The sequence below is a fragment of the Clostridium cochlearium genome, from assembly GCF_900187165.1.
GTDB classification, from domain to species: Bacteria; Bacillota; Clostridia; order Clostridiales; family Clostridiaceae; genus Clostridium_G; species Clostridium_G cochlearium.
In genome coordinates, this window is the sequence record NZ_LT906477.1 from 1,164,086 (window position 1) to 1,178,429 (window position 14,344).

Below are 14,344 nucleotides of genomic sequence, written 5' to 3' on the forward strand. Positions count from 1 at the left end.
TGCTTTATAAAAGTTAAATTCCCATCAACATTTTTGCAACTGAAAAATACACAATAAGTGAAGTAGCATCTACTATAGTTGTTATAAGAGGGCTAGCCATTATAGCTGGATCCACTTTGATTTTTTTAGCTATTATTGGCAATATAGCACCTACTATTTTAGATAAAATAACAGTGAAGAATAAAGTTATACATACTGTTAAACTTACTTCAAAAGGTGTTTTTTCTAAATAGTATATTCTTGCAAAATTAATTAAAGATAAACTAAAACCTACTATTAAACTTACTCTTAATTCTTTCCATATTACCTTAAGAATATCTTTACCTTGAACTTCTCCTAAGGCTATACTTCTTATTATTAAAGTAGCAGACTGAGATCCTGCATTACCACCAGTATCCATAAGCATTGGTATAAATGCTGTTAATAGCACAACTGATTGAAGTACATCTTCAAAACTTTTTATTATATTCCCTGTAAAAGTTGCAGATACCATAAGTATTACCAACCAAGTAAGTCTATTCTTAGCTAGAGTCCATACACTAGTATCCAAGTATTTTTCTTCTGATGGGGCCATAGCAGCCATCTTTTGAAAGTCCTCTGTAGTTTCTTGATCTATAACATCCATAATATCATCTATGGTAATTATTCCTGTTAATCTATTTTCGTTATCAACTACAGGCATTACTAACAAATCATATTTTTTAAACACATTAGCCACATATTCCTGATCAGAATTAGTATTTACAAATACTATGTCTGTTTTCATTATGTCTTCAACTAATAAATCATAATCACTTAATATTAATTTTCTTAAAGATATAATTCCTTCTAATTTTCTTTGTTTATCTATTACATAGCATGTATAAATAGTTTCTTTGTTAACTCCTGTATCCTTTATGTGTTGCAATGCTTCTCTTACTGTCATATCCTTTTTTAAGTCTACATATTCTATAGTCATTAAACTTCCTGCTGAGTCCTCTGGATAGTTTAAAAATTCATTTATAAGCTTTCTTTCTTCTACATTTGAATATTTTAAAATTTTCTTTACTACATTAGCTGGCATTTCTTCTAAAAGGTCAATCATATCGTCAAAATAAATTTCTTCTATTATGTGCTTTATTTCTTTATCAGTAATACCAGTTATAATATTTGTTTGAAAGTCCGTTTCCAAATAATTGAAAACATCCACTGCCATATCCTTTGGAAGCATTCTAAAAACTAAAATAGCTTCTGATATATCAAGACATTCAATAATATCTGATATATGCACAGGATTTAATTCTAAAATTTTTTCTCTTGCATTATGAAACTTTTTCTCACGAATAAGAGATATTATTTCTTCAAATTCTGTTTTCATTTTTATCAACTCCTAAGCATCACCAAACCTTTATAGTTATGGTTTATATATTTAGATCTAATAGGCCCTGGCTCATCTTCCATAACTACCACCTTCTTTCTTCCTATCAGTTTAATTCATAACAAAAAATAAAACTTAGTTTTCCCCTATATTATGGAATCTAAGTTTTACTGTAGCTTCAAAAAAATTTTATCACATTATGGCATATATATCAACTTATTATAAAGGTTTACATATTATTTCTTTAATTTTTGTATTAAATATTTTACTGGCATGAGCAGGTCTTATTATAACAGCAGTATCTGCTCCTTCCTTACTTCCTCCTATAGCTATTATATCTTCTCCATAAGGAATTAAGCCAGTATCTAGAGCCATAGTGGATATTTCTACTGAAACTTTAACACCTTGCCCTAGCATTCTAAGAGAATGTGCTATTATTTCCACTGGATTTACTCCGCTAAATTTACCAGATATAGCTCTTTCTGCTCCAGATAATACGTGAGTTCCAGCATACACCTTAAAACCATAACCTTTTAATTCCTCTATTATATTTTGTGGCATTTCTTGTTTTCCTGGTTCTTTAAAACCATATACATGAGTAATAACCGTTACATCTAATCCAGAATCCTTTAATAATCTTGCAGTATATCCTTTGGTTGATGCTACTACTATATGTTTTATAGACCTTTCTTTCGCAGTTTTAATTGCCAGCTCTATAGTTTTTTCTGTGTTTTCTATGCCCGGGTTTTTAAAATACATAAAAACTCCTCCTCTATATATTATACTCATTTATACTACTATGATACAACAAAAAACAACTCTTGTAAAAAGAGTTGTTTCCTAATTTTAGCTAAAATGCTGGAATAATGTTTCCATTATATTTTTCTTCTATAAATTTTTTAACTTTTTCTGAAGTTAAAACCTTTGATAAAGCCTTTATATAGTCCTTATCCTTGTCCTCTTCTCTAATTGCTAATATATTTACATAAGGAGAATCTTTTGATTCAATTACTATAGCATCTTTAAGAGGATTTAATGAGGCTTCAATTGCATAGTTTGTATTTATAACTGATGCATCTACGTCATCTAAAACTCTAGGAAGTTGTGCTGCATCAACTTCTGTAATTTTTATATTTTTCTTGTTTTCTGTAATATCTAATTTTGTTACAAGTTCTCCATCTTTTAATTTTATTATACCTGCATTTTCTAAAACTTTTAATGCTCTTCCTCCATTGGATGGGTCATTTGGTATAGCTATTTCTGCTCCATCTTTTAAATCTTCAATCTTCTTAATCTTTTTTGAATACAATCCCATTGGTTCTATGTGAACTTTGGCAACATAAGTTAATTTATATCCTTTTGCCTTAATTGTTTCTTCTAAAAATGGAATATGTTGAAAATAGTTTGCATCTAATTGCTTTTCTTCTAAGGCTCTATTTGGAATTTGATAATCAGTAAAAGGTTGTATTTCTAATTCATATCCTTCCTTTTTTAGCTCCTCTTTTGCTACTTCTAATATTTCTGCATGGGGAGTTGGTGATGCTCCTACCACTATTTTCTTCTTATCGCTTTTAGTATCTTGTGCCTCCTTTTTTTCTCCTCCACATCCTAAAAGTCCTATGGATAGTATAATTGTTGATAATAAAATTGCTACTTTTTTCATTTTTATAGCCCCCTTATTTAATTAATTTATTATATAAAATATTTCCTAAACCTTGTATTATTTGAACAATTACTATAAGAATTATAACTGTATAAACCATTATATCTACCTTAAACATGTTATAACCATACTGTATAGCAACAGCTCCAAGTCCTCCACCACCTACAGCTCCTGCCATAGCAGTGTAACCAATTAGGTTTATAATAGTTAATATTATTCCTCTAACTATAGATGGAAAAGCTTCTTTTATCATAACTTTAAATAATATTTGTGATGTTGTAGCACCAAAGGATTTAGCAGCTTCAATAAGACCTGGATCCACCTCTTTTAGGGAAGTTTCAATAATCCTTGCAACAAAAGGTGCTGCTGCAATAGTTAATGGAACAATAGCTGCTTCCCTGCCAATGCTTTTACCCACTATAACTTTTGTAATAGGTATAATTGCAACCATAAGTATTATAAAAGGAAAAGATCTTAAAATATTTATTATAAAATCCAATATGCTATAAATAATTTTATTAGGCTTTAATCCCTTTTCATCTGTAACTATAAGTATTATGGCTAAAATAGATCCTAATATTACTGCAAATAAAGTTGAGAAGAAAACCATGTACACAGTATCATTTAAAGCTTTAATTAGTATTTCAGAAATCATTTAATCACCTCCCAAGGTATAGATTTTTTACTTAGATATTCACAAATAGCTTCTTTTTTATTTTCTTCTATATTTATAATTAAACTTCCTAAAACCTCTTGTCTAAAACTTTCTAATTTACCCCAAACTATAGAAAAATCTATATTTAGCTCTCTTGCCATAGATGTTATAACAGATTGTTCACTTACATTAGATGGGAAAAATAATTTTATATTAACCCCTTCATCTGGTAATAGTTCCTCTTCTTCTATTATCTTTTTAAGTTCTCCTTCTGGTCTTAAAAATAGATCTTTTACTTCTCCATAAGCACTTACTTCTCCGCCATCTATTAATGCTATTCTATTACAAATTTCTCTTATAACCTCCATTTGATGTGTTACTACCACTACAGTTATTTTTAATTGCTCATTTATTTTTTGTATAAGTTTTAATATAGATTTTGTAGTTTCTGGATCCAAAGCTGAAGTGGCTTCATCACAAAGTAATACTTTAGGCTCCATAGTTAAAGCTCTGGCTATAGCAACCCTTTGTTTTTGCCCTCCACTTAATTCCCTTGGAAAACTTTTAGCTTTATTTTCTAGTCCAACCAATTTTAATAGCTCTTTTACTTTTTCATCTATGTATTTTTTATCCTTTTTCCATATTTGAAGAGGTAGAGCTATATTATCATAAACATTTTTAGAATTCATAATATTAAAACTTTGAAAAATCATGCCCATATCTTTTCTAAGTTTTCTAAGTTCTAAATCATTAAGATTTTTAACTTCCTTTCCCATTACTGTTATGCTTCCTTCATCATAATTTTCAAGCCCATTTAAACATCTCAATAAAGTAGATTTACCAGCTCCACTTCTTCCTATTATTCCAAATATTTCTCCTTCTTTTATATCTAGGCTTATATTTTTTAATACTTTAATATTTCCAAATTGCTTGCCTACATCTTTTATTTGGATCATTTGTCATTCCCTCCTAGCAAATTTTAATATAAATAAAACCTGAGGAAATCCTCAGGTTTTTACCTTCAAATCCTCATCTCTCGGTTGACACCGCAGGATTTAGCACCTTATAATATGTAAAATACATATACAGGTTGCCGGGCTTCACAGGGCCAGTCCCTCCACCGCTCTTAATAAGCTTTTATTATTCGTTTTTTATCTTGTATTAGATTATAGTGCTTGTTTGAAGTATTGTCAAGAAAAATTTACACTTTTTTAAATTCTACTTTACTTACCATTAGATAAGATAATAATATAATTACTAAATAAGTCATTAATTGATTATAAATTATAAAAGGTGATCCTAGTGAATAAATTACTAAAAGTATTCCTGCTATTGTTATTGGTATACCAGAAAAAACGCCATCAAAACTTGCTATATTATATCTTGCAAGCCTATAAGCTCCTGCCACCGGAAAAATTAAAAGTAAAAAGTATCCTAAAAGGCCTTTATCTGAAAAATTATACATGCTGTATATTAACACAGAAGGAGCAACTCCAAAAGAAATTAAATCTGCCAAAGAATCTAATTCTTTTCCAAGTTCACTAGATACATTTAGCCTTCTAGCTATTCTTCCATCATATCTATCCAATAATGCTGCTATTATAATAAACATTCCTGCTATAGAATATCTTTCATCAAAAGTCATAATTAGAGACATGGTACCAAATATAAGATTGCCAAAGGTAAATAAATTAGGTATAGTATTTTTTATCTTTTCCATATTCTTCTCTCCTTTATTTTTATTGCTTCTTAGATAAATTATATTTTATTATTTCTTTAATTATATAATAACAGTTTATTAATTACTTTTTCTTATGAAAATCTTAAATTTACTTTAATTATTGTATATTATATAATAAAGTTTCCCCTTTAAGATAAAATTAAGGAATTGTTATGATTTTTATTTCTATTTATATGCTAGAATTTTAATACAATAAGACTTATGCATGCTTAATGAACAGCTAGGAGGTTATTTGATTGAATGTATTAGAAGTTGATAATATATCTAAACACATAGGAGGTAGACCTATAATAAGAAGTATTTCTTTTAATATAAAAGAAGGAGAAATTTTTGGCTTTTTAGGTCCTAATGGTGCTGGAAAAACTACTACCATAAGAATGTTAACAGGACTTATTCATCCAAATGAAGGAAAAATTAAAATAATGGGACATGATCTAAAAAAAGAAAGAGAAAAGGCCCTATCCTATGTAGGTGCTGTTATAGAAAACCCTGAATTATATAATTACCTTTCTGGTAGGGAAAATCTTATGCAAATATGTAGAATAAGAAAAATTTCAAAAGCTAAATTAGAAGAAATTATTCATTTAGTAAACTTAGAAAATAAGATTAATCAAAAGGTAAAAAAATATTCCTTAGGTATGAAACAAAGACTAGGCCTTGCTGCCTCTCTGCTTTCAAATCCTAAATTGCTTATTTTAGATGAACCTACTAATGGACTAGATCCAAATGGGATTTTACAATTTAGGGACATAATTAGAACTGTTACAAAGAAATATAAAACCTCTGTTTTTATATCCTCTCATATACTAAGTGAAGTTGAACAAATTTGCTCAAAGGTAGCTTTTATAAATAAAGGTATTTTACAATGCATTGAAAGCATTGACAATATAGATTATATAGTAGAAAAAGAAACTTTCATACTTATTCCTAAAGACATAAATTTAGCTAAAACTCTATTACCCAATATAGATTTAATTCATCACTACAAGGTTATTGATAATAAAATATATATAGAAATAGATAAAAATTCTTCTCATAGAGTTATTAAAGAGTTAGTTGAAGTCAATGTTGATATAAAAGAATTTTATAAGGAACATAAAGTATTAGAAGAAAGATATATGGAGCTTATGGAAGGAGGACAATTATAGATGCTTTCTTTAATAAAAAATGAATTTGTAAAGTTGATATATAAAAAAAAGAGTATATTTTTTATGATAGCTTTTATACTTTTGTTATCCCTTATAGCTGTATCCGAGCATAAATCAAGCGAACAATTTAAAAAACAAAATACTCCAGAAGCTAGATTAGAATATTTAAAGGAACACAAACAAAATTTAGTTAAAGAAAAAAATCTTAATAAAGAAAAACCATATATTAAGGATATAGATAAAGCTTTAATATACATAGATAAAGATATAGCAAAGTTAGAAAAAATCATTGCTTCTGATGTAAAGGAAGATTATTGGAGAATTACTGCAAAAGAATCCATTGAAAGTAAAAAGAAAATAATAAACGAAGATAGTCTTAGTAATGTAGAAAAACTTAGGGAAAGAAAAGAAATAGAAAAGCTAAATATTCTATTGGAAAAGAATATGCCTCCTATGGAAATGGAATTCAATTCTTTTAAATTCATAGAATTAATTATAAATGATGTTTTAGGATATTTTTTATTAGCTATTGCTATAGTATTATTTTCCTCGGATATTGTATCTGGTGAATTTACTCCACCTACTTTAAAACTTTTAATGGTTCAGCCTGTATCTCGGGGTAAAATATTATTGTCTAAGTTTTTAACATCTACTATGTGTTCCTTAGCTTTTATATATTTAATAGAATTTATATTCTTTTTAGCCATTGGACATATATTCGGCTTTGGCAATGCTAATTACCCTGTATTCATAGGAACTGTTTATAAATTAAATCCCCTAGCCAGTGAAAAATCTCAACTTTTAATGGAAGTTGCAAACTCTACTAAAATGATTCCTATATGGAAAAACACTTTATATATTCTATTGCATCAAGGTCTTTTTATAATAGCTTGTTCTTCCTTTTCTTTACTTGTATCTGTAATATTTAAAAGCAATATGGGCTCCTTAATTTTTGGAGTATTATATATAATTGTTACATCTATTTTAACTGCATTATTTGCGCCCATAGCAAAATTATCTCATTTATTGTTTTTTACTTATGGACCTAGTAGTTATTTACTTAACGGACAACTTGCCACTATAAATGCTAATCCTAATATTACCATAGGAAATTCTATTATATGTTTAATAGCTTGGACAATAGCTTGTTATTTAATATCCTATGTTATTTTTACTAAAGAAGACATACTAATATAATTAATAATTAATAATTAATAATTAATAATGAACAATGAATAATTTAGGAAGCTCTTCTTCCCTTTGGTCAGAAGAGCTTTAATTTCATTTAATATGAAAATTTTCTTATGAGTTTTTCTTTATTTCTTAAAATTTCTTGTAAAGCTTCTACAAAGAAATCTATTTCTGCAAAAGTATTGTATAATCCAAAGCTTAATCTAATGAGTCCAGGTCTTCTATTACCATTCTTTATAAGATTAAAGCTTTGTTCTAAAGGAACATTTAATAGTTTTTGTATATAGGGTTGAGCGCAGAAACATCCACTTCTTACACCAATACCATATTCATAAGAAAGTATTTTTGCAAAAGTTTCATGATATATTCCTTTTACATCAAAGGGAATAATTGATACATTGTAATCACAATTATCAATGTATAATTCTATTTCTTTAACATTTAAAAGTTTATTATAGGCATATTTTAATAGACTGTTTTCATATTTTTCTATATTGCTTATGCCAATGGTATTTATTACATCTATAGAAGAAGTTAGAGCTAAACTCCCTATGATATTTGGTGTTCCAGCCTCATCTTTTAATGGAGTTTCATTCCACTTTACAAAATCTCTAACTACTACATCTACAGTCCCTCCACCAGAATAATCTGGTGGAATATTTTTAAAGCTTGATTTATCTCCAATAAGTGCCCCTCCACCAAAAGGAGCATACATTTTATGAGCAGAAAAAACTAAATAATCTATATGATAATCACTATCTATCGGTTTTATATCTATATTTCCATGAGGGATTAATTGAGCACCATCTACTAGAATTTTACACCCATACTTATGACATAAAAAAGCAATTTCATAAATAGGATTTTTATATCCCGTAACATTTGATGCTCCAGTCACTGCTAAAAGAGCAACCTTCCCTCTGTACTTTCTTAATTTATATTCTAAATCTTTCATATCTAATCTTCCAAATTGGTCTACTCTTATAAAATCCATTTTAAATTTTCTCCAAGGGAGTATATTGGAATGATGTTCCATATCTGTAGAAAGTATTATTTTATCAGGATCCTTATAATAAATCATATTTGATAATTTATTTATACCTTCTGTAGCATTCTTTACATAAATTACATTGGAATTTTGTATATCTCCCTTTACGAAATTTAAAACTTTTTCTCTCCCTTTTTCATATATATCTGTTGAAATTTGTGATTTATACCCCATACCTCTATGAGCTGATGAATAGTAGGGCAAAAATCTTAATATATCTTCAGTAACTTTTTTAAAAGGGGGAGTGGTGGCAGCATTGTCAAAATTTATATATTTTGTAAATCTATTATTTGATACTGGTACCAAAGTATTTACACCAACTATCAAATCACTATACCTCACAATAATCACTCCCATAATATAATATGCCATTTATATATATTATGTATTTTTACTGTTAAGGTTTATATTTTTACAATTTTTTTATGTTTTGTTAACCTCCTAAGGTAATATCTTGATGTTGATACCAATCTAAGGCACCATAAAATTGTTCCCTTTTAAAGTCTGGCCAAAAATCATCTATAATGTAAAAATCAGAGTAAACAGTTTGTAATGGTAAAAAACCACTTAATCTACACCTTCCGCCCCATCTTACTATTAAATCTATTCTAGATATCTGAGAAGAATGTATATTTTTTATGGTACTCTTATCTCTTAATTTTTTTCCTGCTGTATAATCTTTTATGTCCCAATCCCATCCATAGTTCACTAAAAAATTTATTTTAATGCCCCCTTTTCCAAATTTAGTTCTATGAGTAAAAGGAATAAGTTCTTTAGGAAATAAATCCGACTCATAGTCCCCAACTACCAAAAGCTCTGCATCTTTTTTGCATAATGACATAACAGCTTCTACACAAGCCCTTCTAAATTCCGTAGTTTGATCTTTAGGCCTTTTGTTATTATCCTTTGTAAAGCCATAAAAGGTCAACTCTTTTATCCCCAATTCTTTACATATATCATATAATTCAAATCCTGGTTTTATTCCATACTTATATCCATCCTTTTTTCCATATTATTTTTTACAGCCCATCTTCTATTTCCATCAGGTATTATTCCTATATGTTCTGGTAATCTTTTGAAATCCACCATATTTATATACTAACTCCTTTAAATTTTATTTGTCTTTTCTTATTTTATCCATATTATATAAATTTAAACTCATTTATAACAAAAATTAAAAGGCCACCCAATTTGGATGACCTTTTTATATTTAGCAATTCACCTATTTATTATAGGTTTCTTTGGTATGCTTCTACCATTCTTTTTACCATTTCTCCACCTACAGAACCATTTTCTCTGGAGGTTAAATTACCTTTATCCATGCTGTCATAGTTAGTTAATCCTAACTGATTTGCAACCTCCATTTTGAAATTGTTTAATCCCTGTCTTGCCTCTGGCACTAATATTTTATTTGAGCTATATCTTGCCATTGTTATTACCTCCTCTTAAAATTTATTTTTTATTTTGTGGTCTACTATCATTTTCTGCAGAATAGCTCATAATTATTACAGAAGATTGTAGGAAATTGAGTTAATTTGTAGATAATTAGTATAAAACAGCCACAACTTGTTAAAAAATAGTTTTATATATATAATTAATACTGTAATTCGTAAAATAATAAATAGGCAATAAAATTCATATTGCTCAAGGAAGTGATAGAATGAAGAAAAATATATCATTGTTTTGTACAAAAATTATTTACCTACTATTTATAATTGCAACTGCAATTTCAATGTGCATTGTTTATAAAAATGTAGAAAATACACTTGCTATTAGATTTGTAATAGGATATGTGATTTTTGCTTTCTTGTTTCTTTTTTATATTATTTTCATTTATTGTTCACTATTCATTATTCATTGTTCATTAATTAAGCCGGAGGTGATTTGATGAGAAAAGAATACATAACTTTTCCCCAAGATATGCCTATAGATATAGTCTTTGCAAGTATAAAAGAATATCCTTTTCATTGGCATAATTGTATTCAAATTATTTTTGTATTAGAAGGTACAATTAAAGTTACTATTGAATCGGGTACCTATGAACTTGTAAAAAATGATTTGGAAATTATTAATGTAGATGAAACTCACAGAATTTTTAGTAATGATAAAAATAATAAAGTTTTAATTTTTTATTTCGATATAAATTTTTTTGAAAAGTATTATAATGATATGGAAAATATTTTTTTCTATACTAATACCTCAGATGATGGAGCTCAGGCTAGCGAAGAATACGATGAGCTTAGAACTATGCTTTCTATATTGCTTTGTGAGGCTGTTCAAAAGCAAGTTGATTACGATGAAGAAATTGAATCCACTTTAGTAGATTTACTTTATCATTTAATAAATAATTTTCATTATCTTATGTATGAACAAGAAGATTTTAGAGAAAATAAAGATCAACTTGGAAGATATCATAGAATAGCAAAATATATTTACAATAATTACAATAATAAAATCAGCCTTCAAGATATAGCCGAAAAAGAGTTTTTAAGTACTCATTATCTTTCACATGAAATAAAATATGCTATGGGTTATAGTTTTACAGATCTTTTAAACTTAACTCGAGTGGAAGAATCCGTTAAACTCTTATTGGATACAGATAAAACTATTTCTGAAATATCCGAAGAAGTGGGATTTTCTCATACTAGATATTACAATAAACATTTTAAAATTCACTTTAAAAGTTCTCCAAGTCAATTTAGAAAAAAATATAAAGTGGATGAAGAAACCTTTCAAAAACAAAAGAAAATTGTATTCTTTGAATTAAAAGATAGCTTAGATTATATATATCCATACCTTCAAAATTACGATAGATATAATTTTGAAAATAAAATTGTTAAAGTTCGTATTGACGTAGATGACGAAATAGATGAATTTGATAAATCTTTTAAAGATGTGATTAATATAGGGGACGCCTTTGACCTTCTTTTAGAAGATAATAAAGACATTTTAGAAGAAATTCAAGAAGAAATCTCCTTTAATTATGGTAGAATATTTAATCTTTTCTCCTCGGATATGGGAATATTTCCTTCCTCTAAATTTTTTAATTGGAACAGAACTAAATCTGTTTTAGAATATATGGAATCTATAAACTTAAAGCCTCTTATATTAATAGGTTCTAACGACTTTTCTGAAGATGAATTTATAAGAATTTTAAAAAGTTTTATAAATTATTTTATGGATATAGAAGGAATTGATATATATAATTTAAAATTTCAATTTAGCTCAAATTTAAAAAAAGAATTAATTGATAAAATTAGTAATTTACTAACTTCTCATGAATTCGATATTTGTGATGATATATTTGTTGACTCCTTTGATATAAACTTAATTTATGATACAGCTTACATGATACCCTACATAATAAATAAAACCATTGTAAAAAATAAAAACTGGAATAATTTAAGAGCTTTTGATACCTTAGATAGTCAAGTTAATCTTACAAATGAAGTTTTCTTTGGATATCCAGGCATTGTAAATGACATGGGAATAAAAAAGCCCTCCTATTATGCCTATTATTTATTAAATAAATTAGGTGATATTGTTGTGTGTAGTGGTGACGGATATATTGTTACAAAAACTGAAGATGAATATCAAATACTTTTATACAGCTACAATGAGGATTTAGATAAACTTGTTAGCTTTGAGGATTTTTCTAAATTAAGAGGTTTTAAAAACAATATTAAACAAAAACTTTCTCTTAATATATTAAATATTCCTACAGATGTTAGAATGACTGTATATGAAGTAAATGAGAAAATAGGTTCTTCCTATAATTATTGGAAAGGTATGGGCAGCCCTATACGGCTTAATAAGGAAGAAAAGGAAATTCTTCATAAAGCTTCTTTTCCTAAAATACATTTTAGATATGCTAAAAAAAGTACTATTTTAAATATAATTTCTGAACTTCAAAGCTATGGAGCCACTTTAATTTTGATTAAGAAAATATCAAAACACCTTAAATAAGGTGTTTTTCTGTTTTTTGTAAACTTCTGTAATTTTTTTATTTTCCCATATTAGTACCTTTATCTCAGCACTTAAGGGAATGCAATGGTTAATGTATATAATCTATAATAAAATATGTAAGTATACTTAAATTTAACGGCAAAAATTATGAGGTGATATAAATGGGAGTTAAAGACAATATTTTTGAAAGCAATAATATAGTAAAAACTCTTTTAAAACTTGCTGTTCCCTTAGTGCTATCATTACTAGTAGCGGAACTTTATAACTTAGTAGATACCATATTTGTAGGACGTTATGTAGGCCCTAATGCCATAGGTGCCCTAACCATAGCCTTTCCTATACAAAGATTTCTAATTTCTGTTGGAATACTTATAGCAGTTGGTACTTCCACATTTATTTCAAGAAGTCTTGGTGAGAAAAATTATGATAATGTAAAAAAAGGAATATTAAATTCCATTAGTTTAACTATAGTGGCTATTATAGTTATGTCAATTTTAATATACATTTTTAGAAAACCTATTATATATAAACTTGGAGCTAGTGATGTATTATATTCTCTAGCAGAAGAATATATATCATTAATACTTTTGGGAGCATTATTCCAATCCTTAACAGTAGTATTTTCATATATATTAACATCACTAGGTAATACTAAAATAGGATTATACGCAAATATTATAGGTGCTACAATAAATATAGTTATAGACTTTTTATTAGTAGCACATTTTAACATAGGTATAGCAGGTGCAGCCATAGCTACATCTGTATCTCAATTATTAGGTTTTATTTATGCTTATTATGCATTTAAAAAAGTAAAGAATAACTTAAACCTTAAATTTTCTTTTACTTTAGATTTAAAGCTAATTTGGATAATAGTTTCTGTAGGCTTTTCAAGCTTTATAGTAGAATTTTCAGATGCTATAAATGCTGGACTTTTAAACAATTTACTCCATGCCTCCGGTGGAGATGAGGCTGTAATTATAGTAGGAGTAGTTACAAAACTTTCCATGTTTATGTACATCACAATAATAGGTATAAGTATTGCAATGCAACCAATTATATCTTATAACTATGGTGCAGAGAACTATAAAAAGATGAAAAAAGCTTTAAAAATAGCTATTATAGCGGTTATGGGAACATCTGTTGTTTTCTGGCTTGGATTCCTTGTGTTTGCAACACCTGCTATAGGATTTTTCCTAAAAGAACAAACCTTGTTGCCTAGAGCTGTAAAAGCCTTTAGATTGTGCATATCACTACTTCCATCTGTTGGAATATACTATATCACAATATATTATTATCAAGCTCTTGGTGAATCCAGAAGATCTTTTTTACTTTCAATTTACAGGCAAATAGTAATATTTATACCTGTAGCTATAGTTCTTATAGGAAAATTAGGTGTATTAGGTGCATGGATAGCTTATCCATTATCTGATATAATATCAGCAATTACATCTATTTACTTTATTAGAAAAGCCCAAAGCTTTGACTTTGAATACAGTGAATCCTTAGATAAAAAAGATAATTCTCTTGTTAATTTTTAAAAGGAAGGAGCTAATTTGATAGCTCCTTTTCATT

The 14,344-nt window shown here is 27.7% G+C and carries 12 protein-coding genes, 1 pseudogene and 1 riboswitch; of the genes and pseudogenes, 4 read left to right on the plus strand and 9 right to left on the minus strand.

The genetic code is table 11. The features are described from left to right. Nucleotides 1–13 precede the first annotated feature (13 nt). The 6 genes from mgtE to pssA form a co-directional block, all read right to left on the minus strand. The gene (gene mgtE / locus CKV72_RS05635) at nucleotides 14–1,357 is read right to left on the minus strand and encodes a magnesium transporter (RefSeq protein WP_095177716.1); all 1,344 of its coding nucleotides are present in this window, start codon (nucleotides 1,355–1,357) and stop codon (nucleotides 14–16) included. 219 nt (nucleotides 1,358–1,576) lie between these two features. After that, entirely contained in the window at nucleotides 1,577–2,116 is a 540-nt protein-coding gene (locus CKV72_RS05640; protein WP_095177717.1) for a pyruvate kinase alpha/beta domain-containing protein, read from the minus strand. A 91-nt stretch (nucleotides 2,117–2,207) separates the two neighbouring features. Continuing rightward, entirely contained in the window at nucleotides 2,208–3,020 is an 813-nt protein-coding gene (locus tag CKV72_RS05645) for a MetQ/NlpA family ABC transporter substrate-binding protein (protein ID WP_089866235.1), read from the minus strand. 13 nt (nucleotides 3,021–3,033) lie between these two features. After that, nucleotides 3,034–3,675 carry a methionine ABC transporter permease gene (locus tag CKV72_RS05650; RefSeq protein ID WP_089866233.1) on the minus strand — a complete coding sequence of 214 codons (642 nt, stop codon included), beginning with the start codon at nucleotides 3,673–3,675 and terminating at the stop codon, nucleotides 3,034–3,036. Continuing rightward, nucleotides 3,672–4,631, minus strand: coding sequence for a methionine ABC transporter ATP-binding protein (locus CKV72_RS05655; protein WP_089866230.1), 960 nt, complete (start codon nucleotides 4,629–4,631; stop codon nucleotides 3,672–3,674). The genes CKV72_RS05650 and CKV72_RS05655 overlap by 4 nt, the downstream gene beginning before the upstream one ends. Before the next feature lie 70 nt (nucleotides 4,632–4,701). Further along, a riboswitch (SAM riboswitch) is annotated at nucleotides 4,702–4,811 on the minus strand. A gap of 65 nt (nucleotides 4,812–4,876) precedes the next feature. Further along, nucleotides 4,877–5,395 (minus strand): CDP-diacylglycerol--serine O-phosphatidyltransferase, encoded by a 519-nt coding sequence (pssA, locus tag CKV72_RS05660; RefSeq protein WP_095177718.1) that lies wholly within the window; start codon nucleotides 5,393–5,395, stop codon nucleotides 4,877–4,879. Between the two features lie 257 nt (nucleotides 5,396–5,652). Here pssA and CKV72_RS05665 point away from each other — a divergent pair, with 257 nt between their 5' ends. Continuing rightward, complete coding sequence (locus CKV72_RS05665) at nucleotides 5,653–6,564, plus strand: ABC transporter ATP-binding protein (RefSeq protein ID WP_089866225.1); 912 nt, start codon at nucleotides 5,653–5,655, stop codon at nucleotides 6,562–6,564. Next, nucleotides 6,565–7,761 carry an ABC transporter permease subunit gene (locus CKV72_RS05670; protein ID WP_095177719.1) on the plus strand — a complete coding sequence of 399 codons (1,197 nt, stop codon included), beginning with the start codon at nucleotides 6,565–6,567 and terminating at the stop codon, nucleotides 7,759–7,761. A gap of 88 nt (nucleotides 7,762–7,849) precedes the next feature. On the opposite strand, the gene CKV72_RS05675 is transcribed toward CKV72_RS05670, so the two are convergent. The 3 genes and pseudogenes from CKV72_RS05675 to CKV72_RS05685 form a co-directional block, all read right to left on the minus strand. Continuing rightward, nucleotides 7,850–9,175 (minus strand): aminotransferase class V-fold PLP-dependent enzyme, encoded by a 1,326-nt coding sequence (locus tag CKV72_RS05675; RefSeq protein ID WP_095177720.1) that lies wholly within the window; start codon nucleotides 9,173–9,175, stop codon nucleotides 7,850–7,852. Nucleotides 9,176–9,236: 61 nt separating this feature from the next. Then, nucleotides 9,237–9,892 (minus strand): annotated as a pseudogene (locus CKV72_RS05680) (undecaprenyl diphosphate synthase family protein). 140 nt (nucleotides 9,893–10,032) lie between these two features. Continuing rightward, the gene (locus tag CKV72_RS05685; protein ID WP_089866218.1) at nucleotides 10,033–10,233 is read right to left on the minus strand and encodes an alpha/beta-type small acid-soluble spore protein; all 201 of its coding nucleotides are present in this window, start codon (nucleotides 10,231–10,233) and stop codon (nucleotides 10,033–10,035) included. A gap of 457 nt (nucleotides 10,234–10,690) precedes the next feature. Here CKV72_RS05685 and CKV72_RS05695 point away from each other — a divergent pair, with 457 nt between their 5' ends. Next, on the plus strand, nucleotides 10,691–12,769 hold the full coding sequence (locus CKV72_RS05695; RefSeq protein WP_169712349.1) for a helix-turn-helix domain-containing protein: 2,079 nt from the start codon (nucleotides 10,691–10,693) through the stop codon (nucleotides 12,767–12,769). A 161-nt stretch (nucleotides 12,770–12,930) separates the two neighbouring features. After that, a complete protein-coding gene (locus tag CKV72_RS05700; protein ID WP_095177723.1) occupies nucleotides 12,931–14,310 on the plus strand; it encodes an MATE family efflux transporter in 1,380 nt (459 codons plus the stop codon). Nucleotides 14,311–14,344: the final 34 nt, after the last annotated feature.

What these genes read in the sequence shown, in the direction of transcription:
- CKV72_RS05675 (WP_095177720.1), bottom strand. Translation starts at nt 9,175, where the DNA reads ATGGCATATTATATTATGGGAGTGATTATTGTGAGGTATAGTGATTTG.
- CKV72_RS05670 (WP_095177719.1), top strand. Translation starts at nt 6,565, where the DNA reads ATGCTTTCTTTAATAAAAAATGAATTTGTAAAGTTGATATATAAAAAA.
- CKV72_RS05700 (WP_095177723.1), top strand. Translation starts at nt 12,931, where the DNA reads ATGGGAGTTAAAGACAATATTTTTGAAAGCAATAATATAGTAAAAACT.
- CKV72_RS05655 (WP_089866230.1), bottom strand. Translation starts at nt 4,631, where the DNA reads ATGATCCAAATAAAAGATGTAGGCAAGCAATTTGGAAATATTAAAGTA.
- CKV72_RS05650 (WP_089866233.1), bottom strand. Translation starts at nt 3,675, where the DNA reads ATGATTTCTGAAATACTAATTAAAGCTTTAAATGATACTGTGTACATG.
- CKV72_RS05645 (WP_089866235.1), bottom strand. Translation starts at nt 3,020, where the DNA reads ATGAAAAAAGTAGCAATTTTATTATCAACAATTATACTATCCATAGGA.
- CKV72_RS05640 (WP_095177717.1), bottom strand. Translation starts at nt 2,116, where the DNA reads ATGTATTTTAAAAACCCGGGCATAGAAAACACAGAAAAAACTATAGAG.
- CKV72_RS05695 (WP_169712349.1), top strand. Translation starts at nt 10,691, where the DNA reads ATGAGAAAAGAATACATAACTTTTCCCCAAGATATGCCTATAGATATA.
- CKV72_RS05685 (WP_089866218.1), bottom strand. Translation starts at nt 10,233, where the DNA reads ATGGCAAGATATAGCTCAAATAAAATATTAGTGCCAGAGGCAAGACAG.
- pssA (WP_095177718.1), bottom strand. Translation starts at nt 5,395, where the DNA reads ATGGAAAAGATAAAAAATACTATACCTAATTTATTTACCTTTGGCAAT.
- mgtE (WP_095177716.1), bottom strand. Translation starts at nt 1,357, where the DNA reads ATGAAAACAGAATTTGAAGAAATAATATCTCTTATTCGTGAGAAAAAG.